11 protein-coding genes and 1 rRNA gene are annotated in these 13,127 nt (G+C 53.0%); 8 read left to right on the forward strand and 4 right to left on the reverse strand.

The genetic code is table 11. The features are described 5' to 3' along the window. The first annotated feature begins 10 nt into the window (after positions 1-10). Positions 11-1,807, forward strand: a complete 1,797-nt coding sequence (locus NYE24_RS24690; protein ID WP_342476923.1) for an ABC transporter ATP-binding protein — start codon at positions 11-13, stop codon at positions 1,805-1,807. A gap of 184 nt (positions 1,808-1,991) precedes the next feature. Here NYE24_RS24690 and NYE24_RS24695 read toward each other — a convergent pair whose 3' ends face one another. Next, positions 1,992-3,188, reverse strand: a complete 1,197-nt coding sequence (locus NYE24_RS24695; RefSeq protein WP_342476924.1) for a nucleotidyltransferase family protein — start codon at positions 3,186-3,188, stop codon at positions 1,992-1,994. Between the two features lie 228 nt (positions 3,189-3,416). On the opposite strand from NYE24_RS24695, the gene NYE24_RS24700 reads away from it, so the two are divergent. Further along, positions 3,417-4,118 carry a DUF554 domain-containing protein gene (locus tag NYE24_RS24700; RefSeq protein WP_076161604.1) on the forward strand — a complete coding sequence of 234 codons (702 nt, stop codon included), beginning with the start codon at positions 3,417-3,419 and terminating at the stop codon, positions 4,116-4,118. Between the two features lie 5 nt (positions 4,119-4,123). Here the strand turns inward: NYE24_RS24700 and NYE24_RS24705 are convergent, their stop codons facing one another. Continuing rightward, complete coding sequence (locus NYE24_RS24705) at positions 4,124-5,077, reverse strand: NADP-dependent oxidoreductase (RefSeq protein ID WP_076161606.1); 954 nt, start codon at positions 5,075-5,077, stop codon at positions 4,124-4,126. 209 nt (positions 5,078-5,286) lie between these two features. Here NYE24_RS24705 and NYE24_RS24710 point away from each other — a divergent pair, with 209 nt between their 5' ends. The 3 genes from NYE24_RS24710 (at position 5,287) to NYE24_RS24720 (ending at position 7,365) form a co-directional block, all read left to right on the forward strand. Continuing rightward, positions 5,287-5,727 carry a HEAT repeat domain-containing protein gene (locus NYE24_RS24710; protein WP_076161608.1) on the forward strand — a complete coding sequence of 147 codons (441 nt, stop codon included), beginning with the start codon at positions 5,287-5,289 and terminating at the stop codon, positions 5,725-5,727. An 83-nt stretch (positions 5,728-5,810) separates the two neighbouring features. Further along, positions 5,811-6,401, forward strand: coding sequence for a hypothetical protein (locus tag NYE24_RS24715; protein ID WP_342476925.1), 591 nt, complete (start codon positions 5,811-5,813; stop codon positions 6,399-6,401). Between the two features lie 97 nt (positions 6,402-6,498). Beyond that, positions 6,499-7,365 carry a CPBP family intramembrane glutamic endopeptidase gene (locus tag NYE24_RS24720; protein WP_036694588.1) on the forward strand — a complete coding sequence of 289 codons (867 nt, stop codon included), beginning with the start codon at positions 6,499-6,501 and terminating at the stop codon, positions 7,363-7,365. A 174-nt stretch (positions 7,366-7,539) separates the two neighbouring features. Here NYE24_RS24720 and NYE24_RS24725 read toward each other — a convergent pair whose 3' ends face one another. Continuing rightward, on the reverse strand, positions 7,540-9,078 hold the full coding sequence (locus tag NYE24_RS24725) for an AMP-binding protein (RefSeq protein WP_342479293.1): 1,539 nt from the start codon (positions 9,076-9,078) through the stop codon (positions 7,540-7,542). A 280-nt stretch (positions 9,079-9,358) separates the two neighbouring features. Between NYE24_RS24725 and NYE24_RS24730 the strand changes: the two genes are divergently transcribed. Then, on the forward strand, positions 9,359-9,916 hold the full coding sequence (locus tag NYE24_RS24730) for a GNAT family N-acetyltransferase (protein ID WP_235218407.1): 558 nt from the start codon (positions 9,359-9,361) through the stop codon (positions 9,914-9,916). Between the two features lie 104 nt (positions 9,917-10,020). Then, positions 10,021-10,737, forward strand: coding sequence for a hypothetical protein (locus NYE24_RS24735; protein ID WP_076161610.1), 717 nt, complete (start codon positions 10,021-10,023; stop codon positions 10,735-10,737). A 199-nt stretch (positions 10,738-10,936) separates the two neighbouring features. On the opposite strand, the gene NYE24_RS24740 is transcribed toward NYE24_RS24735, so the two are convergent. Continuing rightward, complete coding sequence (locus NYE24_RS24740; protein ID WP_076161612.1) at positions 10,937-11,062, reverse strand: DUF4023 family protein; 126 nt, start codon at positions 11,060-11,062, stop codon at positions 10,937-10,939. 401 nt (positions 11,063-11,463) lie between these two features. On the opposite strand from NYE24_RS24740, the gene NYE24_RS24745 reads away from it, so the two are divergent. Beyond that, positions 11,464-13,024: ribosomal RNA gene (locus NYE24_RS24745) — 16S ribosomal RNA — on the forward strand. Positions 13,025-13,127 lie beyond the last annotated feature (103 nt).

The following is a 13,127-nucleotide window of genomic DNA, read 5'->3' on the forward strand; positions in this document are numbered from 1 at the left end:
AGGTGGGTCCATGCAAGCAATAATCTACTACGTCCGGCAGCTACAGCGGTTGTCGGGCGTGAAGCTGTATCTTAATCTGCTGGGCATGGTGATCAGCGGTCTGCTGGAGAGCTCCGCCATTCTGCTGCTGGTTCCCATGCTTGGCATGGCTGGCATTCAGCTGGGCGGCGCGGCGGCGGGCTATCATCTTCCTATGCTCGGATTCATCACTGAACTGCCGCAATCCACAGCGCTGCTGCTGGTGCTGGGCAGTTATGTTCTGATTGTGCTCTGTCAGAATCTGATTGCAAGATTCGTAGCGATCCGCAATGTCGAAATTCAGCAGACTTATGGCAGGCAGCTGCGATATGAGGTGTATAGCGCATTGCTGCGGGCGCAGTGGTCTTTTTTTCTGAGAAAACGCACCTCTGATTTGATCAATATGATGACCACGGAGCTAGCCAGAGTCCTGGCGGGTATCAGCGGCTTCCTGCAGTTTCTCACTTCGCTGTTGTTCACATTGGTTCAGATTGCCTTTGCCTTCTGGCTGTCCCCCAAGATGACACTGGCGGTGCTCGTCTGCGCGGCGCTGCTGTCCATCTTCTCCCGGCGGTTCATCCGTAAGGCGAAGAGGCTGGGCAGCCGCAGCACAGAGCTGGGTAAGACGTATCTGGGCGGCATTACCGATCAGTTGAACGGAATCAAGGATATCAAAAGCAATAATCTGGAGCAGTCCCGCCTCGAATGGCTGCATGCCTTCACCGGCGAAGTTAAGCAGGAGCAGCTCGACTACACACGCCTGCGCTCTAACTCCCAGCTCCTGTATAAGCTGTCTTCCACGCTGCTGATTGCTGTATTTATCTTCGTCTCCTTCCGGTTCATGCAAGTGGAAGGGCCGAATCTGTTGCTGGTCATTCTCGTCTTCACCCGGCTGTGGCCGACCTTCTCGACGCTACAGTCGCTGCTGGAGCAGCTGGCCTCAGTAGTGCCATCCTTCAAACAACTGCAATCGCTGCAGGAAGAATGTCTGGCTGCTGTCGAGCATGAAGCGGATCAAGGCGGAGAACGGGTGCTGCCTTTGACGCTGGAGCGCGGTCTAGAAGCCCGGAATGTCGATTTCCGTTATCATGCGGACGAGCCGCAATATTCGCTCCAGAACGTGAATGTGCAGATTCCCGCCCGGCAGATGACGGCGATTGTCGGACGTTCAGGCGCCGGCAAAAGCACGCTCGTCGATCTGCTCATGGGACTGATGCAGCCGGAGAACGGGGAGATTCTGGCGGACGGTCAGCCGGTCACAAGGGAGCGGCTGCTGTCCTACCGGAGATCCATCGGGTATGTGGCACAGGACCCGTTCCTATATAACGCTACCATCCGCGATAATCTGATGATGATCAAGCCGGATGCAGAGGAAGCGGAGCTGTGGGAGGCGCTGGAGTTTGCTTCCTCGGCGGACTTTGTCCGCAAGCTGCCGGACGGACTGGATACACTGCTCGGCGACCGGGGTGTCCGCCTGTCGGGCGGGGAGCGGCAGCGCCTGGTGCTGGCGCGCGCCATTATCCGCAAGCCGTCGATTCTGGTGCTCGATGAGGCGACTAGTGCGCTCGACACCGAGAACGAGCAACGGATTCAAGAGGCGTTGGAGCGGATTAAGGCATCGGTGACCGTCATCGTCATTGCCCACCGCCTGTCCACGATCCGCGATGCCGATCAGATTCTGGTCATCGACCAGGGCCGGGTCATCCAGCAGGGAGTCTATAGCGGTCTGGCTTCGGAGAAGGGCGGCATGTTTAGCCGGCTATTGAAGGGGCAGGAAGAAGCGGGATAAGGGTATACCTTAAACGCGAATATAGGCTAAAAACCGAACACATTCGGTGCTGCGTGGGTGTGTGGCCCGAATGTAATCGAAAAACCGATTACATTGGCTGACCGCCACCCGGCTCCGAAACCGTAAAAAGGCAAGTGCTGCTAATCTAACGCAGCACTTGCCTTTTTGGTATGGCTGTCCCTGCCTAATTCTCCTTCTCCGCACCCGTAATCTTCCGCCAGCTCCACAGCAAAGGCCGCAGCGGAAAATACAAGAAATGCAGCATTCTCGGCAGCGGCAGCATCTTGGCATCCGCAGCATAAGGGTACAGGAAGCTGGCGGAGCGGAGCATCCGGCTTCGGGTGGATAGAATGCTTGGCAGATACCGCTTGAAGTGCTGCTCCACCTCCGCCTCCAGTGGAGGGGTATTCAAATTCACAATCCGAGGGAGATAGAACAGAATATCCTGCGCCAGCCTGTGGGCTTTGGGGCTGTCCATCAGAGGGGCGAGGCTGGAATCGACTGGCGTCTCCAGCAGCTCTCTGGCCAGAATCAGCGTCTGTCCTCCTATGGCGTTGTGATCATAGTGCTGTAGTAAGCGGACCAGCTTGGCGGAGTCGGGCGGCTGCTGTCCCATTAGCAGCATCTTGATGTCCTGCAGCCATCTCAGCCGGGACCAGGCATGTCTGGCACCGTGTACAGCCAGGAACATGAACAGATCCTCCGGCCCCAGATAGCGGACATTCTGGCCGAAGGCGCTGCTGGTCCGCGAGTGACGCCAGAGCTCGTCGAACGCAGGCTCTTTGGCAGGCCCTGGCCCTAACCGCCAGTGCAGCTCCAGATTAACATTGCTGAGCGGATGCACGAACGTCGAATGATGCTCCCGCCATTTCCAGTCGCCAAGCAGGCTCTCGAACTTGTCTTCCTTCTCATAGCCCAGCCGGATCAGCAAGGTTTCGGCATCCTCCAGCTGTTCAATCGGCACCAGGAAGTCAAGATCCCGGGAGGTGCGCTGCGACAGGTCTCCGTACAGCTCCTGCCCAAGCACCGGCCCCTTGAGGAACAGACAGCGGATATTCAGCTCGGCCAGCTGACCTGCGATAGTGCTCATTTCACCGCTAAGCTGGAGCATCTGCACCGTATTCCTGCGGTATTGCCATTTTAGCTGCTCCAGAACGTCAGAAGGGACCGCCTTCTCCTCCATCTTGCTCAGCCTGGAATAGAGGTAGGGATACACCCTGTGCTGACGGTTCAGCTCCACGAATAAGTCCCAGTTCACCTCTGTGAACAACTGCGGATGCTTCCGCGCCGTCTCATCTGGATTTCCGGAATTCAGTAGTGCAAGAATAAGGCGTACTTCCTTGGTTAAGCTTGCCTGATTAAGGATCTTCCGGTCAGTCATAGAGACGCTCCTCACCTGAGTTGTGAACAGATCCGCACCGGATTTGTTCTATTAAAAGAACGATATTAGTGAGCGTACCATCGCTAACCGAAATTTGTCAATTTTTCGCCGGGTGCGTCTCGGAGCTTATCATTCCTGCCAGCAGAGAATAGTCTTGACTCAATAGTGACGGCTGCCCTTATAATGCAGATTAAGAGAGAAAAGAATCGACGGGAGAGTTGCTGAGGAATGGTACTGCTCGGAGCAATCGTGAATGGAATAGCAATTATTGCCGGAACTCTGCTGGGCAAGCTGCTGGAGCGGATACCGGAGAGTATGAAGAACACTGTGATGCAAGCGATTGGACTGGCGCTTATGCTGCTGGGGGTGCAGATGGGCCTGAAAAGCGGGAATTTCCTCATCGTCATTCTAAGTCTGGTGATCGGCGCAGTGGCCGGGGAGTGGATCAACATTGAAGGCAAATTCACCCGTGCGGGCGATTGGCTGGAGCGCAGAGTAGGTGCAGGCGGACAGGGGAGTATCTCGCTGGGCTTTGTCACGGCAAGCCTGGTGTTTGTTGTAGGAGCCATGGCTATTCTAGGCGCGCTGGACAGCGGTATCAAAGGCAATCATGAAATCCTCTACGCCAAATCCATCATGGACGGCTTCATTGCCATAATTCTGACTTCAACGCTGGGCATCGGAGTGATGTTCTCGGCTATTCCTGTTGTTATGTATCAAGGTGCCATCGCTTTACTGGCTACGCAGATCACCCGGTTTGTGCCTTATGCGCTGCTGAACGACTGCATAGCAGAGATGACCGCTACAGGCGGGGTAATGATTATCGGAATCGGTCTGAACCTGCTCGGGATCACTAAGATCAAGGTAGCCAACCTGCTGCCCGGTATCCTGATGGCTGTGCTGCTGGTCGTGCTGGTACATAACTTTTAACTGAATTATCGTTTATCAATTATCGTAATAGCAATAACCCCCCGCGTCTTCCCGCTTGCGCTGAGCGCATGTGCAGTGCGCAGCCCTTCTTCACTCAGCGGAAAAACACCGCCGATCAGCGGCTGCAGCTTCCGCCCGGCCGTCAGCCGGGCCAGCTCGCTCAACTGGTAGGGATCGGCAGCGGGAGTCAGATAAGCTGCTGTAACTCCTTGCTGTGCTGCCAAGGCCGGATCAGGCTGTTCTGCAGTGGAGATCAGCCTTCCGCCCGGAGCCAGTACCGCGAAGCTTCTGCTTAGCACCCTGCCTCCTGCGGTATCGATCACCACATCGATGCTCTGTCCCAGAATCGCGGCACAATCCTGCTCGCTGCTGTTAATCGCCTGATCGGCCCCGAGGCCCCAGGCAACATCCAGCTCCTCATCGCCGCTGACGGTAGTAATCACCGTAGCACCCCTGAGCTTGGCCAGCTGTACTGCGAAGCTGCCGGTTCCGCCTGTACCGTTCTGCACCAGCACGCGGTCCCGGCTTGCGACCTTGGCGGCAGCCAACGCCTGCCAGGCGGCAAGCCCGGCAGCGGGTAACACCCCGGCTGCTGCGAAGGATACCCCCGGGGGCTTAAGCGCAAGCTCATGCTCCTTGGCCAACGTATATTCCGCGTAACCTCCGCTCTCACTAGCGGGCTTCAGGCCGAATACCTCGTCGCCAGGCTTGAAGCGGCTCACCCCTGCGCCGGTGTCTGCAATGATTCCGGCTACAACAACGCCTGGAATGAATGGACAGGCAGCAGGGGGTTCCCCGCTGGCAATCCGTGCTTCATCCAGTATGCTGCAATCTGCCGGATTAACAGAGGTCGCATACATCTCAATTAGCACCTCATGCTCACCTGGAGCAGGCTGACGGAGGTCAATTTCTGTTAGATTCCCATGCGGGCCGGGCATATGTATAGCAATGGCTTTCATCTATGGTGGGTCTCCTTTATCTACTGGTGGATGATTTGGTACATACTATACGCATACGGCTACCGTTAGTCAAAATCCGTCCTCCAAGTCTTTTTCCATGAATGTTTGGACAAAAGATTGAAATCAAGCAGCGCAGTACGGTAGAATTGCACTAAGTAAGATGATTACGTTCTATATATCAGATTTAACCAAGAAGGGGATTGTAACGCTTGAATAATGAAGAAGTAATCCAAGAGCTGCCAGAGAACTATGACGAACTGAAGAAAGCCGCCGGCCGTTCCGCAGACTGGAGAGCGCGTCTTGAAGCGGTAGAAGAGCTGGGCCGCTACAACCACAAACAAATTATCGATATCCTTAATCGCCTGATGATCAGCGATCCTGTATATACCGTGCAAGAAGCCGCATATAACAAGCTGGTGGCTTTCGGCGAAGAGGTCAAGGTTCCATCGAAGAACAAAGCCGAACTGTTCAAAGGGTTGTCCAAGATTATTCTGCGGATTAAGAAGAGCTTGCCCAAGGACCATACCTACGAAGAGTTCAAAGAGAAGCTGAAGAAGATGCGGGTTGATATCTACGATGCCTATGAAGGCGAGAAGGGCGCGGATTTCGATCAGTGGCTGGAGAAGATGTGGGCTTCGGCTGCCAAGTAACCAATCTCAAATACCATAGCGAATTAGCATGACAGCACCAAGCGGAGAGATAGGGGCGTTCCTTATTGCTCCGCTATATTTTTGTGAGAAAGGATGATTACATGCTTACCGGTACATTTCAGGAATTCCTTAAGCTGTCCACGCAGCTGCGTCCCGGGTACACCGCCAGTCTGGGTGAAGCTCCGGCAGGGGGCAGTGATGCGATATTAGAGTTTACACCCGAAGTACCTGCGCTTCTGCGTGCGGTCTATGATACGGTTCTTGGAACGGGCGGCGCCGAGGAAGATCCCAGTCTGCTGGAGTTCATTCCGGGCTACCGGCTGATTCATATCGGAGAATACGGCCATGAGGTGAAGATACTCTCAGGGATTCTGCAGGAGAAGGGATATACCGGCGGTGGAATCGTGTTGCCGCTGCTGACGAACTATGGGAGTGATTTCATTTGCTACTACCGCTCTGAAGAAGGCGTGGAACGGATCTGCGATCTGTTGCACGACTACGGCGATCTGGTGGTGATGTACGATTCACCGGAGAAGTTCCTGGAGACGCTGTGCGAATTCTATAAGCAGGAGGTCTATTTCCTGGATGAGGAAGGCTACCTGGACTGCGATCTGGTAAAAGAAGGTGAAGTAGGTTCAGCGCTCAACCCGGATGCCGAGTATTGGTCCGAGTAAAGACAATGCCTCCAAGCATTTCTATGAATTTGCAGGGAGAACCCCTTGAAGTCCGTCTAATGAATGACAGGCAATAGAGGGAAGGGGAATCCGCAATATGCAAAATATATTCATGAACCGTAACCGGCAGCTTAGAGCAGGTTGGGAAATATCATGTGTCGTAGCGGTTATTGTTTTTCTGACGGCTCTTGTCTCCTTTGGCGTATCGCTGAGGATCGGCTCTGAGCAGCTTTTTGATCCGGACGGGTGGGTACGTGTATTCAAATCTACAGCGATCTACTCCTTTATTGTTGTTTGTTATACGGTACGGAGAATTCATAAGCGTCCGTTGTCCAGCATTGGATTATCCAGACCGGACGGTGTAAGCCTTGCCGCCGGATTTGCTGGCGGATTTCTGCTGCTTTCATTGATTCTGCTTGTGCTGTGGGGACTGGGGTATGCTGTTCTGCAAGGGGAATGGGCACACCCGCAATTCGGACAGCTGGATGCGGCGGATATTGTACTTACAGCATTGCTGGCGGGAGTATGCGAGGAGGTTGTTTTCAGAGGCTATCTTCAACAGCTATTGTCCTTACGGATTGGCGTTCCGGCTGCGGTGGGCGTGACTTCCGTCCTGTTCTCGCTGGCCCATCTGGCGAACCCCGGATATAACTGGGTCAGCGGACTCAATATCGTATTCATTGCCCTGATCTTTTCTTGGATGACACTGCGAACCGGCAACTTGTATGCGGCAATGGGACTGCATATCTCCTGGAATCTATTCCAGGGTTATATTTACGGGGTTGCGGTGAGCGGTAATAACACTTATGGCCTGTATTCCGTAGCTCTAAAGGGCAATGAAATGCTAACCGGTGGCCAGTTTGGTCTGGAGGCCAGTCTGGTGACTACGCTGATTCTTGCAGTATTGTTTGTATTGCTGTTAGCATTCCCGAAACACAAAAATCCCCGTCCTGCATCACTGTAGGAACGGGGATTTTATAGTTTCGGCTGGCAATATAGCAGCCTGATTTGCAGCCCTCCTAGGAAATATAAGTATTTATCTGTTTCACACGATAGCTTATCCTTCTATTTCTCGCTGAAACGGTACCGTCCTTTAATAGGACGGCAAAGCCGTTTCCACTTAACAGAGTAGCTTATGTTACAGGTTAGCGTGCTTCTCCTGCTCGCGCAGCTCGATTCTGCGGATTTTTCCGGAGGTAGTCTTCGGCAGATCCGTAATGTATTCGATTTTGCGCGGATATTTGTAGGGGGCGGTCTGCTCCTTCACATGGGCTTGCAGCTCTTTGGTCAGCTCCGGTGTTCCGGCATGGCCGTCCTTGAGTACAATAAAAGCCTTGACGACGGACCCGCGGATCTCATCCGGGCTTGCGACTACGGCACATTCCTTAACGAGGGTATGCTTCATCAGCGCCTCTTCGACCTCGAACGGCCCGATCGTGTAGCCCGAGCTGATGATGATGTCATCGCCGCGCCCCTCGAACCAGAAATAGCCGTCCTCATCCTTGCGCGCCCGGTCGCCCGTTACAAAATACTCCCCATGCGAGCAGTTCGCTTTGCGCTCAGGATCTTTGTAGTAGTTCTGGAACAATGCAGGCATGCTCAGATGTACGGCGATATCACCGACCACTCCGGCCGGCAGCGGATGTCCGTCCTCGTCGATCACTTCGACAATGCCCGGAGCAATCGATTTGCCCATGGAGCCGACCCGGATCGGTTCATCCTTCAGCGCTGCGATGATGAGTGTGCTCTCTGTTTGTCCATAGCCGTCACGGATTGTAATATTGAAGTGTTGCTGGAAGGTATGAATCACTTCCTGATTCAGCGGTTCACCGGCGGATACAGCGCAGCGCAGATTGGACAGATCGTAGTCTGCCAGACCTTCTGTCTTCGCCATCAGGCGGTATTCTGTCGGTGTGCAGCATAATACCTGGATCTTCTCGTCCTGCAGCAGCTGCAGGTAGCGTTCCGGATGGAAGGCTCCGTTATAGACAAAGCCAGTTACCCCATTGCCGAGTACCGTCAGAAACGGACTCCAGATCCACTTCTGCCACCCCGGTGCGGCTGTGGCCCAGACCGTATCTGATTCACGGATATCGAACCAGAGGGAGGAAGTGATCCGCAGATGAGCATATCCCCAGCCGTGCGTGTGAACTACTGCTTTGGGATTGCCGGTGGTTCCGGAGGTATAGGCCAGAATGGCGATATCATCGCGGCGGCTGGCAACCGTAGGGTAAGAATCTGCTTGTCCTTCCATTAGACCTTCCAGGTCGATCCAGCCTTCTTCAGGCTCAGCCGCACCGCTGGAGACGGACAGCTGGTAGTCCAATGCGGGAAGATCATCGGAGATTTTGTTGACTTCTCCGGTAGCCTCAGACCAGACAATAACGGCCCGTGCTTCAGAGTGGCGGAGCCGGTATGAGAGATCCTTCGCCCGCAGCATTTCAGACGAAGGGATAACAGCCAGTCCCAGCTTCAGGCAGGCCAGATATATCGCATAGGCGATGATGCGGCGGGGGACCATGACCAGGACCCGGTCGCCTTGCGTAAGTCCGAGGCCGGCCAGTCCGCCGGCGAGACGGTTAGCCTGAGCCATGAGCGCACCATAGGTGATTTGCTCCAGGCTCCCATTTTCATGTAACCATTTAATTGCAATCTTATCTTCAGGATGCTGCTCCATTTCCGAAGTGAGATTGTAGAATTCAGGTGCGATCCAGCGTTGATTATCCAAATGAACCTCTCCTATTATAAGTAATGATGTATCTGTTAACTACAGTATAGCACGTTCTCCTAGTACCAGATGCTAATCGGCTCATAGGGAAGCGGAGAATGTTCTGTGACAGTCTTTATTTTGAAACATCTTGATGCGTACAGGCTCCCTGAAGGTATTTTTAACCGGATAAGGGGACCATACATTAGAGCCCTTCACGCAGCGAAGCGGCAGAAAGCAGGCCATTGCAATGGACGAGAATACAATGATCAATGAGACAACTATTCATGAAGCAGGCATTAGTGAAGTGGAATTCAATGAAATATTCGCGATCATGGAAGCCTCTTTTCCGGTAAGTGAGATTAGAACCCGCACCGGGCAGCAGGCTTTGCTGGATCGGCCGAATTATCATCTGTATACCAGCAAGGATGCGGAGGGGGAGATACTGGCTTTTTTGGCGGCATGGGAGTTACCCGAGCTGCGGTTCATCGAGCATATTGCCGTGAATCCCGAGTGCCGGAGCGGAGGGATCGGCCGTAAGCTGATGAGCAGCTACCTTATGCGTTCGGACAAGCCGGTGCTGCTTGAGGTAGAGCCGCCGGACGGTGAGCTGGAACAGAGAAGAATCGGATTCTACGAGCGGCTGGGCTTTTACCTGAATCCCTATAACTATATGCAGCCGCCACTGCGTGCAGGGCAAGCCGATCTTCCGCTGCGCATTATGACCTACCCGGAGCCGGTGACGATGAAAGAGTTCCGCCGATTTAGAGATATTTTGTATACAGAGGTGTATGGGGTGGGCGTTTGAATTACTTCTTTACAATCCGGATACAAGTTAGAAACAAGTTAATGGTTTAATGAATTCATAGCAAGGAACACACTAACATCACAGGCTAAGGGAGACGATATTCAATGAAAAGCAAAAAAATGATCATAGCAACGATGGTATTCGGAATGGCCGTTACAGGTTCAGCAGGGGTCTACGCAGGAACGAACATGCAGAAGATCAGCGCCTATCTTAACCACGGCATCGGGTTCAAAGTTAACGGAGCGGCCTATACTCCGGTTGATAACAACGGCAAAACAATGGCGCCAATCACTTATAAGGATACAACGTATCTTCCGGTCCGGGCGATGGCAGATGCACTGAAGGTACCGGTGACATTCAATGCCTCCACGAATGAAGTTATCCTTGGAACTGGAACAGGGGCGACAACGCCGGATAATGGTTCAGCTGTGAAGCTGACGGCGGTAGAATACAGTGCGGCGCAGAAGGAGCAGATTGCTAAGGCGTTTGCGAACTTCGAGGGTTTTGAGACAGCCTATGCCCCGACACAGATGGTCAGCGGAGATGCCTTCCAGAAGGTTGCGGGCGGTGATGACGGCGTAAGCTTCCTGTTCAATAAAATGCGTGTAAATGTCTCGCCGCGTGACTATTCCGATGGATATGACAGTAGTACAGTGAAGCTCTCCAATGGAACAGAGGCGAAATGGTATACCCCTTCGGATACGCCAATGCTGACCTTCAAGCTGGCAGACCGTTTTGTAACCATCAGCTCCGCTGACAAATCACTCAGCAAAGCACAAATCGAGAAAGTGGCAGTGGGCGTAACGAAGCTGAGCAAATAATTACTACTCCTTCTATAGAATAGAATGCAAAAGGGATGTCCGCAGAGCCGTAACTGGCTGCGCAGACATCCCTGCTTTGTTTTGATATAGAAGAATGTATATGTTTCACACTATACATTATCCTTCTATTTCTCGCCGCAACAGTACCGTCCTTTAAAAGACGGCAAAGCCGTTTCCGCTTGAGGCATGCTTGTTACTGTTATTTGTTAGAGCTATGCTGCTTGTTGGCCAGTCTTGCGCCTGGGGTTCCTTTACCGCGGTTTCTGTTCTTTAGCGCTTTACGCTGATTCTCCTGGAACTTCTCCACGAATTCATGAGTGTCCATAACAATCCTCCTAGAAGGTTAGATAACGTAGGCTTGAGGCATGCATAGCTTACGTTTAGATATTCGGTTATTCTGTCCATTTACGGTTAATATCATTCTAAGATGTTAAATATAAAATAATGCTTGCAATGAATCTCTATCCATGATATATTCTATTTCTGGCCGCGAAACATCAACGCCGAGCTCGAAAAAGAAGTTAAAAAAAGAGCTTGCATTGATCGGTTGGATGTGATATATTATAAGAGTTGCTGGTGACGCGGTAAGCGGCGCTGACAACGAGCTTGATCTTTGAAAACTGAACAACGAGTGAGTACCTGGAGATCGCTTCGGCGAGATCCAAATTAGAGAATGTAAATTCTCGTCAGATGTTTCAAAATGAGCAATCGCTCTTTCTAAATACCAATTTGGAGAGTTTGATCCTGGCTCAGGACGAACGCTGGCGGCGTGCCTAATACATGCAAGTCGAGCGGAGTCTGAAAGGAAGCTTGCTTCCTTTCAGACTTAGCGGCGGACGGGTGAGTAACACGTAGGCAACCTGCCCTCAAGCCTGGGATAACTACCGGAAACGGTAGCTAATACCGGATAATTTCTTTTTTCTCCTGAGGAGAGAATGAAAGGCGGAGCAATCTGCTGCTTGGGGATGGGCCTGCGGCGCATTAGCTAGTTGGTGGGGTAACGGCCCACCAAGGCGACGATGCGTAGCCGACCTGAGAGGGTGAACGGCCACACTGGGACTGAGACACGGCCCAGACTCCTACGGGAGGCAGCAGTAGGGAATCTTCCGCAATGGGCGCAAGCCTGACGGAGCAACGCCGCGTGAGTGATGAAGGTTTTCGGATCGTAAAGCTCTGTTGCCAGGGAAGAACGTCCGGTAGAGTAACTGCTACCGGAGTGACGGTACCTGAGAAGAAAGCCCCGGCTAACTACGTGCCAGCAGCCGCGGTAATACGTAGGGGGCAAGCGTTGTCCGGAATTATTGGGCGTAAAGCGCGCGCAGGCGGTTATTTAAGTCTGGTGTTTAAACCTTGGGCTCAACCTGAGGTCGCACTGGAAACTGGGTGACTTGAGTACAGAAGAGGAAAGTGGAATTCCACGTGTAGCGGTGAAATGCGTAGATATGTGGAGGAACACCAGTGGCGAAGGCGACTTTCTGGGCTGTAACTGACGCTGAGGCGCGAAAGCGTGGGGAGCAAACAGGATTAGATACCCTGGTAGTCCACGCCGTAAACGATGAGTGCTAGGTGTTAGGGGTTTCGATACCCTTGGTGCCGAAGTTAACACAGTAAGCACTCCGCCTGGGGAGTACGGTCGCAAGACTGAAACTCAAAGGAATTGACGGGGACCCGCACAAGCAGTGGAGTATGTGGTTTAATTCGAAGCAACGCGAAGAACCTTACCAGGTCTTGACATCCAACTAACGAAGCAGAGATGCATCAGGTGCCCTTCGGGGAAAGTTGAGACAGGTGGTGCATGGTTGTCGTCAGCTCGTGTCGTGAGATGTTGGGTTAAGTCCCGCAACGAGCGCAACCCTTGACTTTAGTTGCCAGCAGGTTAAGCTGGGCACTCTAGAGTGACTGCCGGTGACAAACCGGAGGAAGGTGGGGATGACGTCAAATCATCATGCCCCTTATGACCTGGGCTACACACGTACTACAATGGCCGGTACAACGGGAAGCGAAGCCGCGAGGTGGAGCCAATCCCAGCAAAGCCGGTCTCAGTTCGGATTGCAGGCTGCAACTCGCCTGCATGAAGTCGGAATTGCTAGTAATCGCGGATCAGCATGCCGCGGTGAATACGTTCCCGGGTCTTGTACACACCGCCCGTCACACCACGAGAGTTTACAACACCCGAAGTCGGTGGGGTAACCCGCAAGGGAGCCAGCCGCCGAAGGTGGGGTAGATGATTGGGGTGAAGTCGTAACAAGGTAGCCGTATCGGAAGGTGCGGCTGGATCACCTCCTTTCTATGGAGAATCGTCACCTGCAATGGTGACATTCAAATCGGAAGCTTGCTTCCACCAATCAGGTTTAGGCCTGTTACTCACTCGTTGGTCAGTTTTGAGAGTT

This window comes from Paenibacillus sp. FSL H7-0350 (assembly GCF_038593195.1).
GTDB lineage: Bacteria > Bacillota > Bacilli > Paenibacillales > Paenibacillaceae > Paenibacillus_AQ.

Bases quoted from the DNA above. Each gene is read 5' to 3' on its own strand.
- NYE24_RS24705 (WP_076161606.1), bottom strand. From the start codon at position 5,077: ATGAAAGCCATTGCTATACATATGCCCGGCCCGCATGGGAATCTAACA.
- NYE24_RS24695 (WP_342476924.1), bottom strand. From the start codon at position 3,188: ATGACTGACCGGAAGATCCTTAATCAGGCAAGCTTAACCAAGGAAGTA.
- NYE24_RS24740 (WP_076161612.1), bottom strand. From the start codon at position 11,062: ATGGACACTCATGAATTCGTGGAGAAGTTCCAGGAGAATCAGCGTAAA.
- NYE24_RS24725 (WP_342479293.1), bottom strand. From the start codon at position 9,078: ATGGAGCAGCATCCTGAAGATAAGATTGCAATTAAATGGTTACATGAA.
- NYE24_RS24690 (WP_342476923.1), top strand. From the start codon at position 11: ATGCAAGCAATAATCTACTACGTCCGGCAGCTACAGCGGTTGTCGGGC.
- NYE24_RS24720 (WP_036694588.1), top strand. From the start codon at position 6,499: ATGCAAAATATATTCATGAACCGTAACCGGCAGCTTAGAGCAGGTTGG.
- NYE24_RS24700 (WP_076161604.1), top strand. From the start codon at position 3,417: ATGGTACTGCTCGGAGCAATCGTGAATGGAATAGCAATTATTGCCGGA.
- NYE24_RS24730 (WP_235218407.1), top strand. From the start codon at position 9,359: ATGGACGAGAATACAATGATCAATGAGACAACTATTCATGAAGCAGGC.
- NYE24_RS24735 (WP_076161610.1), top strand. From the start codon at position 10,021: ATGAAAAGCAAAAAAATGATCATAGCAACGATGGTATTCGGAATGGCC.